This window comes from Rhodococcus sp. IEGM 1366 (genome assembly GCF_033142425.1).
Lineage (GTDB): Bacteria > Actinomycetota > Actinomycetes > Mycobacteriales > Mycobacteriaceae > Rhodococcus_F > Rhodococcus_F globerula.
The window spans coordinates 164,671-176,574 of record NZ_JAWLRZ010000003.1; the positions used below are offsets into that span (position 1 = coordinate 164,671).

Genomic DNA, 11,904 nt, shown 5'->3' on the forward strand with positions numbered 1-11,904 from the left:
TCGAAATTATGTTCGACTAAAATTAGTTCATGGACAGTCGGGAGGCGTGGCAATACGACGGCGAGGGCCTCAAGACCGAGGTACTCGACCTCGCGCGCGCCCGGCACCAGATGCAGTCCCGCATGGTCGTGATGATCACGGAAATGTTCACCCGCGACACACTCGGCGGCAAAGGATTCCGGGCCATCGCGCAGTGGCTGCACCTGTCCACGAATCTCGAGATCGGTGAATGCAGCCAACTTGTCGGCCTGGCGCGGTTGTTCATGCTCGAACCTGTTGTCGGACAATCTTTTCACGACGGCGACATCGACGCGTTGAAAGCGCGGCAGGTCGCCCACTTCTGCCAGCACCCGCCCAAGAACATGAGCCTCGCCGACGTCGAGAAAGCCCGCGAGATCCTCCTGACCCTCGCCTCGAAAAAGGTCACCGACTGCGATTCCGTCCGCGCCGCGATCCGGCGGATTCAGAAGCAGTACGGCAACCGTGCCGACGGAGTGCCGGCCGGTGAAGATTCCGAGCTCAACGAGTTCTACGCCTCCCGCGGACTGTACGGGCGAGTCAGCGTGAAAGGTGACCTCGACGCCGTCAACGGCGCCCGTCTCATCGCACTACTGTCCGCCCTCTCGGCGCCCACCCCGGAGAAGGACGGCGTGAAAGACGAACGCACCCCGGCACTTCGACGCGCCGACGGGTTCTGCGAAATGCTGCGCCGCTACGAAGCCGCGGGCCTCGGTCCCGTCGAAGGCGGCGTGAAACCCCACCTGACGATCACCGCCACCGCAAAAGACATGACCGATCTTCAGGCCCTCAAAGACATGCTGCCCTCCACTGAAGAACTCGGGTACGCGATCACCAACTGGGCCGGCCCCATCAGCCTCGACACCGCCCGCATGCTGGCCTGCGACTGCGAGGTCACCCGAATCCTCCTCGACGGCAACGGTGTTCCGCTCAATCACGGCATGAAAGCGCGCCTTGCCAGCGTCCCGCAGCGGCGGGCCCTGACGGTGCGAGACGGCGGATGCGCCTTCCCCGGTTGCGGCACTCCACCGGGCTGGTGCGATGCCCACCATCTGATCCACTGGCTCGATGACGGCCCCACGGATCTCGATAATTTGATCTTGTTATGCGGTCACCACCATCGGATGATGCATCACACCGAGTGGCGAGTCGACATCGGAGACGACCGAAAAACCCGGTTCTATCCACCAATGTCCGTGGATCCGTATCAAGTTCCCGCTCCCGGGAACACACCGCCGACAGCGGCCTGAAGAACAAACGTGTGCACCGGGGCAGAAACATGCCCCGGTGCACATTGCTGCTGAGCTAGTGCATGTCGTTCGCGATGATGTTCTCGATATTCCGTTCCGCCAGAGCGGTAATGGTGACAAACGGATTCACACCGACGTTGCCTGGAACCAGGGAGCCGTCCATGACATAGAGTCCCGGATACTCGGGAAGCCTGCCGTAATTGTCGGTCGCCTTACCCAGCACGCACCCGCCGAGCGGATGGTATGTCAGTTGATCGCCCCACGTCTGGACCGGACCGAAAAGATCGGTGCGATAGATAGTGCCTTCCTTCTTGTTGATCTTGTCGAACACCTTCTTGGCCATGGTGATCGACGGTTGATTCTGGGAGCGTTGCCAATTCAGTCCAACCTTGCCGGTGGTGGAGTTGAACTGGAATTGCGCGCGTTCGGGATTCTTGGCAATTGCCAGGTACAGGCTCACCCATAGCTCGGTCCCGGCCGGGAACGGTGCAATCTCCGCGAATACAGGTGCTGTGGAATCGGCCCAGTTGTCGATACCCATCACCGGTATCGACGCTTGCTTTGCCCCTGTCGCGTCCCACATGTGGTTGGCGCGGGCCACCATCACGTTGCCGTTGTGACCCCATTCCTGGCCGACGGCTCCAGGTAGGTTCGCCAGTTGCCCTTGCGCTTTCATCGACACGAGCAACTTGCTGGTTCCGATGCTTCCCGCTGCAAAGAAGACCTTGTCGGCAACAACCGTCTTGGTTCCGACGGTGTTTCCCTGCTCGTTGATCTGGTTCATCACTACCTGATACCCACCGCCGGTTGCTGCCGGCGACACACTGGTCACGACATGCAGTGCGGAAATCGTCAGGCGTCCGGTTGCCGACGCCGCCGCGAGGTAGGTCTTGTCGAGGGACTTCTTGCCCGCGTTGTTTCCGAAAATGACCTCGGACGCCAGGGCGGACTTGGCAACCGCCCCCGAAGCCTCCTGCTTCATGTAGTTGAAGTCGTAAACGTTAGGAACGAATGTTGTTGTGTAACCTGATCTCTCGGCGGTCTTCCGGCCGGTTCTCGCGAATGCGTAATACTCGGTCGACTCGAACCAGGCAGGATCGATATTGTTCACACCCAGCGCAGCGTTGGCCCGCGGGAAGTAGGTCGAGTACATCTCTTCGGAATCGACACCGGGAAGGATTTCCTCGAAGTAGTTGCGCTTCGGCGTCACCGCCATTCCGCCGTTGACAAGCGATCCGCCGCCCACCCCGCGACCCTGGTAGACCTTGATCCCACCGAAGTCCTCGGCGTCGAGAACGCCGACGTATCGGCTGATGTTCTTGTCGATCGAACCGCCCGAGAAGTGCGAAACCGGTTGTACTGTGCGATCTCTGAGCCAGAATGAACGACCATCCGGCGAGAGCGTCGGGCAGAAGATCTTACCGTCGGATCCCGGGGTGGTCCAGGATCGGCCCATCTCGACCATGTGCGTGTCGATACCGGCCTGCGTCAATCGCAGTGCTGCGACTGCTCCTCCGTAGCCACTACCTATCACCAGGGCCGGAACGCGGTCACCGTCACTCAGCGCCCGTCGGGGCGTGGCCGCTGCCGTCGTCCACGACGAAGACAATGCGGCAGCGCCTACAGCTAATCCTGTTGCGGCAAGGAAGTTTCTACGCGTCAGCCCGGAAGTGGTACGCGCGTATCGGTCCTTGGATCCAGCTCGAATGCTCAAGTGACTCCTTCTTGTTCGGTTGGCCCCCGCGCAGAGATATACCGTTCCCGAACAACTCCGATGAGCAATACCCGTCGGTAACATCGAGCAGTCGTTCATTTCAAACAAAAGTGACCGGTGAACACACGGTTCACCGGTCACTTAAGGAAGATGTGGATCAGGGAAGAGCGATACGCCCCTCGACGGCACCGAGGCCGATATCGGTTCGGAAATGCCCACCGGGAAGCTTCACGAGTGCAATCTTCGCGTAGGCGTCGTCGCGTGCTTCGGCAAGATCCTTACCCACTCCGACAACACTCAGCACACGACCGCCGGCCGACACCACGGCGCCGTCGTCACGCTTTTTTGTGCCGGCATGGAGAACGCCCTCGGCGTCTGCTCCGGTGATCACGTCGCCTGTGCGCGGCGTCGCCGGGTAGTTCTCTGCGGCAATCACGACTGTGACGGCACTGCCGTCGCGCCACTGCAACGGACCAACGGAATCGAGCGTGCCGGTGGACGCGGCGTTGAGCAATCCGCCCAGCGGCGTTTCGAGCAGCGCCAGAACTGCCTGCGTTTCCGGGTCACCGAATCGGCAGTTGAACTCGACCACGGCCGGTCCGTTGACACCCATCGCGAGGCCGGCGTAGAGGAGGCCGGTGAAACCGCTGCCCCGTGCAACCAACTCCGCGGCGACAGGCTTCACGACGTCGTCGACGATCTGCGTGACCATCTCGTCCGGCAACCACGGCAACGGGGTGTACGCACCCATGCCGCCGGTGTTGGGTCCGCTGTCACCGTCGCCGACGCGCTTGTGATCCTGCGCGGGCAGCAATGGAACAACCGTCTCTCCGTCGACGAGGCAGAAGAGCGACACCTCGGGTCCGTCGAGGAATGATTCGAGCAAGACCGGGTGGCCACTCTCGAGCAGTTCGGCAGCGTGGTCACGCGCTGCGCCGCGGTCGGTCGTAACTACGACGCCCTTGCCGGCGGCCAGTCCGTCGTCCTTGACCACCCAGTTGGGGCCGAAACGATCGAGGGCCTCGTCGAGCTTGGCGGGATTGTCGACGATCTCACTGTGAGCGGTCTTGACACCGGCAACAGCCATGACGTCCTTGGCAAAAGCCTTGGAACCTTCGATGCGGGCTGCGTCGGCAGAAGGCCCGAAGCAGGCGATACCGGCTGCTCGCACCGCATCGGCGACACCGAGTACCAGCGGAACCTCAGGACCGATGACAACGAGGTCTGCCTCGACCTTTTTCGCCAACGCAGTGACAGCCTCGCCCGACGCGACGTCGACCGGGTGTTGCTCGGCGATCTTGGCGATACCGGCATTACCGGGCGCGCAGATCAGGGCCGTGACACCTGGATCGCGAGCAAGAGAGAGAAGGAGGGCATGTTCACGGGCTCCGGAGCCGATTACGAGTACGCGCACGTGAACAGACTACGGCCCCACACCGATGCGTCTCGCAGCGTGTGCCACCTGGGGGTTCCCTGTACACAAGACAGAACAAGGTCGCGCAGTCCGATCAGGTTGACCGGACTGCGCGACCCTGCCGACGGCGCGTGTCAGACCGTCAGGTCGTAGAGAGTCACTCCATCCACTGTGGTCGCCGTGAAGTTCTCGGTCACCCATGTCGAGATCGCGGTGGCCGTTCCTTCGGCGTTCATACCGCCGCCCATTCCGCCGCCTGCGATGAAGAAGTGAATCTTCCCGTCCGCCACGTACTGCTGGAACTGCTCGAGCGTCGGCGACGGATCGCTACCGTTGAAGCCGCCGATCGCCATGACCGGAGACTCCGTCGCGAGTTGGTATCCCGACGCACTGTTCGACCCGATTGCCGCCGCTACCCAGGTGAACTGGTCGGCGTTCTCCTCGAGCTTCTCCACCACAGCCGCACCGGGGGTGCTGCCCCGCAGGAGCCCACCTGCCGAACCGCCCATGCCACCTCGAGCGCCGTCGATTGCAGTCCCCGTCGTGACAGCAGCTCCCGGGGTTGCGCCGGCACCTGGGGCCTGACCCATTCCGGTGGGCGGTGTACCCATTGCGGCGCCCGCGCCGCCAGTAGGTCGGGTGGCGCCCGCGCCGCCAGTAGGTCGGGTGCCGCCGTCGCCTGCTCCACCAAATCCCCCGCGACCACCACCCGGTCCACCCATTCCACCTTGAACACCGGGGCCGGCGGAGACTATCGAACCGGTGTGCGGAGTGTTGATCGTGTCGATCGCATAGGCGCTCGGCCCGGCGAGTCCCGTGAACAGCGCCGCGAGTACCACCACGACTACCAGTCGTCCCCGAGTGATCGCGGGAATCAGCATCGCCGCCGCGGCAACAATGCCGACCGCAAGAATGGTCCACCGCAGCCACGGGACAAACGACGGTGTGCGTCCCAGCAATACCCATGCCATCGCCACAGTTGCCGCCAGTGAAACAGCCAGGACGATACGAACCCACACAGTTTCGCGGCGACGCCACAAGAGCACGGAGCCTGATCCGACCAGCGCGGCAATCGCCGGGGCCAGCGCGACCGTGTAGTAGGCGTGGAAAATTCCGGCCATGAAGCTGAAGGTCAGTCCGGTTACCAGCAACCAGAGACCCCACACGATGAACGACGCGCGCTGCGTGTCGACACGAGGTGCCTTACCCCGCACTACGATTCCGGCAACAAGCAAAATGAGTGCTGCCGGAATCAGCCAGGCTATCTGGCCGCCCTGGGCTGATTCGAACAGCCGCGTGATGCCAGTGGTACCCCACATGCCGCCACCGCCGCCTGCGCCACCCGGTGCCGCTCCACCCCCGCCGACGCTGCCGGTCTCGTTGCCGCTCAATCGGCCCAATCCGTTGTAGCCGAGCGTCAATTCGAGAATGGAGTTGTTCTGCGAACCGCCGATCCACGGACGCGAATCAGCCGGCCACAGTTCCACGATCGCCAACCACCAACCGGCAGAAACGATCAGACCGCCGAGTGCGGCAAACAGTTGCAGAACCCGCCTGCCCAACTTCGGAGGACCCGCGATCAGGTAGGTCGACGCCAACGGCGGGACGACAAGCATGACTTGCAACTGCTTGGTCAGGAAGCCGAAGCCACAGAACACACCGACCAGCACGAGCCACCGGGTTCGGCCGTCTTCGACGGCTCTCATCATCGCCCATACTGCCGCGATCATGAGGAGAACCAGCAGCGCGTCGGGGTTGTTGAACCGGAACATCAGTGCGGCAACAGGAGTGAGCGCCAGAACCAGCCCAGCGAGGAGTCCCGCGGCGGCGCCGAAGTACCGGCGAACGGTAGCCCACAACAGCGCGACCGAACCGACACCGAGCAACGCCTGCGGCACCAACATCGCCCACGAACTGAGCCCGAAGATGCGCACGGACAACGACATGAGCCACAGCGACATCGGCGGCTTGTCGACGGTAATCGAGTTGGCCGCGTCCGAAGAGCCGAAGAAGAAAGCCTTCCACGACACCGAACCAGCTTGCACCGCAGCGGCATAGAACGAGTTCGCCCAACCGGAAGCTCCCAACCCCCAGATGTAGGCAACACCGGTACCCACAAGAAGCGCACCCAAAGCCCACGGCTCCCAGCGCACGGAACGTGGCGGTTCGGGAAGAGGCGCGACGACACTCTCCTGTTCGACAGTGGCGGTCATCGAGTAACTCCTACAGGTTGTGCGGAACGGAATACCCAGCGAAGTGCAACAAATCGACTCACTGTGGCAACAAGATTGGCGATGACCAGGACGGCCAACTCGATATGTTTGGATGCGCCAGGGGCCGCGGAATGCAGCACGAACAACGATCCACTGGTGAGAAGGAGCCCGAACGCGAATACCAGCAGACCTTGTGCCTGATGGCGCCCGGAACCTTCCGAACCTCGGATACCGAAGGTGAAGGCACGATTGGCCGTGGTGTTGAAGACCGCAGTCACCAGCAGTGCAACTGCGTTTGCCCACTGGGCACCCATCACCGAGTGCAGTGCGAGGTACAGGAGTGCGTAGGCCAGGGTCGAGACAACACCGACAACGGCAAACCTGGCCAACTGCCCGACCATCCCGCGTGGCACACCGGGAACCAGCGGCTCCCGTCCGAAGCTTGCCCGAAGGTCCGCCAGCGGCAGAGATCCGCTCGACAGTGCTCGGCCCACGCGCACTACTCCTTTGATATCGGCAACTGCGGTGGCAACGATGTCGACTCGGCTGTCGGGGTCGTCGACCCAGTCCACCGGTACCTCGTGGATTCGCATCCCGGACCGCTCGGCCAATACGAGCAGTTCCGTGTCGAAGAACCATCCTGTGTCCTCCACCAACGGAAGCAGTTGGCGCGCAACATCGAGGCGCATCGCCTTGAATCCGCACTGGGCGTCGGAGAACCGGGCGTGCAGTGCGCTGCGCAGAATGAGGTTGTAACTGCGTGAGATGAACTCACGTTTGGGGCCGCGAACGACCCGCGACGAACGTGCCAACCGGGATCCGATCGCGATATCCGAATGCCCGGACACCAACGGTGCGATCAGCGGCATCAATGCATTGAGATCGGTGGAGAGATCCACGTCCATGTACGCGACAATGTCGGCGTCGGACGCACTCCATACCTGCCGCAGCGCCCGACCCCGCCCCTTCTCGTCCAGGTGCACAACTCGGACGTCGTCGAATTCCTCGGCGAGAGAGCGTCCGATTGCCAATGTTCCGTCGACACTGGCGTTGTCGGCGATCGTTATCCGCGCCGGATAGGGAACGTGGGTTCGTAGGTGGTGGCGCAACCGCCGAACGCACGTGGCGAGGCCGGCTTCCTCGTTGTACACCGGGACCACCACGTCCAGCACTACCGCCGTCGTGGAACGTCCCCCAGCGTCCGTGGCGCCCACGGTCTGCATGGCTTCTGTCGTCATGCGTCTCAGAATCGCCCGCTACGCCGTGATCACTCTGGACACGGGCTGGGAGTTTCCTGGCAACCAGATTCCCAGTCGACGAGCTTTCCTGCCAACCGACGGGTTTCCTGCCAAACACTGTGCGGGATAGCCTTTGACCTATGCCTTCAGTATTCAGCGCCATCATCAACGGGGACCTACCTGGCCGTTTTGTGTGGGAGGACGACGACGTCGTTGCCTTCCTTACTATCGCGCCGGTGACACAGGGCCATGTACTGGTAGTTCCTCGTACCGAGGTAGATCAGTGGCAGGACGTCGATCCCGAACTTTTTGCCAAAGTGACCGCAGTTGCGCGCACGATGGGACAGGCCGTGCGCAAAGCGTTCGACGCGCCGCGCGCCGGGCTCCTGATCGCCGGTTTGGAAGTGCCGCATCTGCACGTCCATGTTTTTCCCGCATACACAATGGGAAATTTCGACATCAGTGGCGCCGATCCGTCGCCGTCGCCTGAATCTCTCGAAGACGCCCAAGCACGTCTGAAGGCAGCACTTCGCGAAATCGGACATACGAGCAACGTTTCAGCGCGCTGACGGTTAACTGTGAGAGTTGCCGCAATGTCCGATCCAGTGTTGCGGCCGTCCACTTTATTCCGTTTATTGACGGTGACCTGCACTTCCACATTCCGAACAGTCCGTTTACGTTGTCGCACAACAACGAGTTTCGCTGCTACCGTTGAGCGCTGGTCGCAGGACCAGCGCCCAACGGGACACACCAGTTGGGACCATTCGGAGGAACGGAAGCAATGCAGGAACGCGCCAAAATCAGTCGCCAGCAGATTCTCCGCGGCGCGGCTGACCGTTTCGAAATCTCTGGGTACGGCAGCACCAGCATGAATGACATCGTGTCCGCGTCACGGATGACCAAGGGCGCGGTTTACTTTCACTTCTCCTCCAAAGACGAACTTGCCCAGGCCGTCATCGACGAGCAGCATCGCATTTCCCTGGCATCGTTCTCTGCAGCTGCGTCTACCGGCGCCCCGGCATTGGAGCAGGTCATCATGGTCTGCAACGAGATCGCTCGACAATTGATCTCCGATCCAGTCGTTCGCGCCGGCATCCGACTCACCTTGGAGCTCAATACTGCCGACGGCCCCTTCGAGCCCTATCTCACCTGGATTCGAGAACTTCAAAGGCTGGCCGACATCGCACAGCAAGAAGGCGATATCCGCCAAGACGTCACACCCGAGTCCGTAGGTCGTGTTGTCACGGCGACATTCACGGGCGTGCAAATGGTCTCGAACGTGCTGACGCGTCGAGCGGATCTCTCGGAGCGCATCGACGAGTTGTTCGTACTGCTCCTTGCCGGTGTGGTCTCGGAGAAGCGTCGCGGCGACATCGACACCCTGGTGAGAACCCGCCTCGAGTCCTACGTCGCCTGACCGGACTTTCCTCGAACTCGGCAGCGGTGGGTCGCGCACTCCGCGTGTGGCACTCGACACGCCGAACGTCGATTACCACTTGTCTCGTACAAGCGTGCAACTTCGTCGAGATGTGCCTGTCGCTGGACTTGTTCGAAGATAACGCAGGTAATCGTTCTTTTTTCACCTTCGGCGGCAGCAGTTTTCACGATCTTGTCGCCCCGGAACTACCTCGTGACCGGTCTGGCGCCAACGACGTTCGAGTGGTGTTGCGCAGTGGATGCTACACAGTTTTCTCTCCAGGTCAGTCTTCGTGGTGCTCGCGAGGCAGTTCGACCCGGAAGGTCGCACCCTCGCCGGGCGCGCTGGTCACCGAGACGGTTCCGTGGTGCGCAGCGACCAACGCGGACACGATCGACAGACCGAGACCCGCACCGCCGGTTTCCCTCGTGCGGGACGTGTCCGCGCGATAGAACCTTTCGAAAATTCGTGCCGCGTCTTCCTCACTGAGCCCTTGGCCGGTATCCGAAACCTCGATGACCACAGTGTCTTCGGTAGTCCCCAATCGAATGACGATCTCAGCGTCCGGCGGAGTGTGCTTGACTGCATTTCCGACCAGGTTCGCGACTACTTGGCGCAGGCGGGCCTGATCCCCGATAACCTCGGGGGTCCCCGGCCCACCCGTCATCGCCAGCGTGACGCTCCGATCGGGCGCGATGGCCCGCGCCGCTTGAATCGAATCTGCCACAACGGCAAGGAGATCCACCGTCTTGTTGTCCAGTGGACGTTGCTCGTCGAGTCGCGCGAGCATCAGGAGGTCTTCGACCAGCAAGCCCATCCTCGACGCTTCCCCTTCGATGCGGTTCATCAGTGTGGCCGTATCCGTCATGGCACCTTGGCGATACAGTTCCGAGAACCCGCGGATGGTAGTCAGCGGAGTGCGCAATTCATGGCTCGCATCGCCGACAAAACGTCGCATACGCTCTTCCGAGCGGCGTGCCGATTCTTCCGACGCCTCCGTTGCAGCAAAGGCCCGCTGAATCTGGGCCAGCATTCCGTTGAGCGCCACCGACAATCGACCGATTTCGGTACGATCGTCCCTTTCTGGAACGCGTCGGTGGAGATCGCCCGCGGCAATGGCTGCTGCAGTTTCCTCAACTTCTACCAAAGGCCGAAGACTACGACGGACGACGAAGTAGGCCGCACCGCCGAGTACGAGTAACACCACCACACCGATCCCGAACTGGAGACCGATCAGGTCGTCGACAGTCTGCTCGATATCCGTCATGCGGACGCCGATTGTGGTGGTTGTTCCGTCTCGAACAGTGGAGAGCACACGCCACTTCACATCCGAACCGTCCGTCGAACCTGTCGTGACCGGCCCGTTCGTCGCGTCGACAGACAGGTCCGGCGTTGTCGACGACGATTGGTCGTTCAGGGTGATGATTTTTCCGTCCGCAGTCACCGTGCGCACGAAGAACGGGCTCGGCGGACGGGTATTCGGGCCGACGGCGCTGGGCGGCTGGACATCTCGCGAATGCGGCTTTGCCCAACCGTCGATGGCCTCGTACAGAGTCCGATCGGTACGTTGCGTCAGCGAGTTCTCGAGCGCAGACGTCACCGCCACTCCGGATGCGAGCAAACCCATTCCAGCCAGAATGAGTAGTGCGGCCACAAGCGTGAATCGGAGCGGAAGCGCATGCACACGGAATCGCCTTCCCGAGGAAGGCTTTTCGGTCTGCGACTGCGAAGTCATCGCCGAGGTTCGCGCATCACGTACCCGACGCCACGCAACGTGTGGATCAATGGAGTCTCACCCGTGTCGACTTTGCGTCGAAGGTAGGAAACATAGGACTCGACCACACCCACCTCGCCGCCGAAGTCGTAGTTCCAGACGTGATCGAGGATGCGCGGCTTGCTCAGGACAGTGCCGGCATTGACCATGAAGTACCGCAGCAGAGTGAACTCCGTCGGAGACAGCGATACCAGCTCTCCGTTCTTCCACACTTCACGCGTGTCGTCGTCAAGTTCGATGTCCGCGAACGTAACCCGAGGGGACTGCTCCGGCGCAACTCCGCGCCCTGCTCGGCGCAATATGACGCGCAACCGCGTCACCACTTCCTCGAGGCTGAACGGCTTGGTCACGTAATCATCAGCACCCAACGTGAGGCCGGTGATCTTGTCGTCCAACGCGTCCTTCGCCGTCAGAAAAAGCACCGGTGCGTCGACGCCGTCCGCACGCAACCGTCGCAGCAGTCCGAAACCATCCATTCCGGGCATCATGACGTCCAAGATGATCGCGTCGGGACGGAATGTCCGCGCCACGTCGAGGCCTTCGGCGCCACTGGATGCGGTGGCAACCTCAAAACCTTGAAAACGGAGGCTCACGGAGAGCAACTCCACGATGGTGGGCTCGTCGTCGACAACGAGGATGCGGGCTTCACTTGGCTTGTCGGTCACAAAAACGATCTTCTCCCCTCCTACTGGATTCACGCTGCGTGTTCCCTGGGAAGTTCCTGTGAACGGTTTCGGATGTGACTGGTCTGACCGCCCGAATCAGCCTTCGACCTGCGTTCCGTTGCTATCGTGAAGTGAGTCGGTAACGACATCCGGACGAGCACACCGTACCCGGCCAGCGACAAGACGGTGTTAGGAGTGTTC

9 protein-coding genes and 1 riboswitch are annotated in these 11,904 nt (G+C 61.7%); of the genes, 3 read left to right on the plus strand and 6 right to left on the minus strand.

The window, feature by feature from the left end:
* Positions 1 to 29: 29 nt before the first annotated feature.
* The gene (locus R4P64_RS10530; RefSeq protein WP_317820675.1) at positions 30 to 1,268 is read left to right on the plus strand and encodes an HNH endonuclease signature motif containing protein; all 1,239 of its coding nucleotides are present in this window, start codon (positions 30 to 32) and stop codon (positions 1,266 to 1,268) included.
* A gap of 55 nt (positions 1,269 to 1,323) precedes the next feature.
* Here the strand turns inward: R4P64_RS10530 and R4P64_RS10535 are convergent, their stop codons facing one another.
* From R4P64_RS10535 to R4P64_RS10550, 4 genes are all read right to left on the minus strand, one after another.
* On the minus strand, positions 1,324 to 2,982 hold the full coding sequence (locus R4P64_RS10535) for a GMC oxidoreductase (protein WP_317820676.1): 1,659 nt from the start codon (positions 2,980 to 2,982) through the stop codon (positions 1,324 to 1,326).
* A gap of 157 nt (positions 2,983 to 3,139) precedes the next feature.
* Entirely contained in the window at positions 3,140 to 4,396 is a 1,257-nt protein-coding gene (gene purD / locus R4P64_RS10540; protein ID WP_317820677.1) for a phosphoribosylamine--glycine ligase, read from the minus strand.
* 134 nt (positions 4,397 to 4,530) lie between these two features.
* Positions 4,531 to 6,609, minus strand: a complete 2,079-nt coding sequence (locus R4P64_RS10545) for a glycosyltransferase family 39 protein (protein WP_317820678.1) — start codon at positions 6,607 to 6,609, stop codon at positions 4,531 to 4,533.
* On the minus strand, positions 6,606 to 7,847 hold the full coding sequence (locus tag R4P64_RS10550; RefSeq protein WP_141486493.1) for a bifunctional glycosyltransferase family 2/GtrA family protein: 1,242 nt from the start codon (positions 7,845 to 7,847) through the stop codon (positions 6,606 to 6,608). The genes R4P64_RS10545 and R4P64_RS10550 overlap by 4 nt, the downstream gene beginning before the upstream one ends.
* Positions 7,848 to 7,987: 140 nt before the next feature.
* Between R4P64_RS10550 and R4P64_RS10555 the strand changes: the two genes are divergently transcribed.
* Positions 7,988 to 8,416 (plus strand): HIT family protein, encoded by a 429-nt coding sequence (locus tag R4P64_RS10555; protein WP_116102257.1) that lies wholly within the window; start codon positions 7,988 to 7,990, stop codon positions 8,414 to 8,416.
* Positions 8,417 to 8,628: 212 nt separating this feature from the next.
* Positions 8,629 to 9,264, plus strand: a complete 636-nt coding sequence (locus R4P64_RS10560) for a ScbR family autoregulator-binding transcription factor (protein WP_033232267.1) — start codon at positions 8,629 to 8,631, stop codon at positions 9,262 to 9,264.
* A 283-nt stretch (positions 9,265 to 9,547) separates the two neighbouring features.
* On the opposite strand, the gene R4P64_RS10565 is transcribed toward R4P64_RS10560, so the two are convergent.
* Together R4P64_RS10565 and R4P64_RS10570 are read right to left on the minus strand one after the other, a co-directional pair.
* Positions 9,548 to 10,999, minus strand: a complete 1,452-nt coding sequence (locus tag R4P64_RS10565; RefSeq protein WP_317820681.1) for a HAMP domain-containing sensor histidine kinase — start codon at positions 10,997 to 10,999, stop codon at positions 9,548 to 9,550.
* Complete coding sequence (locus R4P64_RS10570) at positions 10,996 to 11,703, minus strand: response regulator transcription factor (protein ID WP_033232268.1); 708 nt, start codon at positions 11,701 to 11,703, stop codon at positions 10,996 to 10,998. Before R4P64_RS10570 ends, R4P64_RS10565 begins: the two co-directional genes overlap by 4 nt.
* A gap of 130 nt (positions 11,704 to 11,833) precedes the next feature.
* Positions 11,834 to 11,896, plus strand: a riboswitch (guanidine-III (ykkC-III) riboswitch).
* The last annotated feature ends 8 nt before the right edge of the window (positions 11,897 to 11,904 follow it).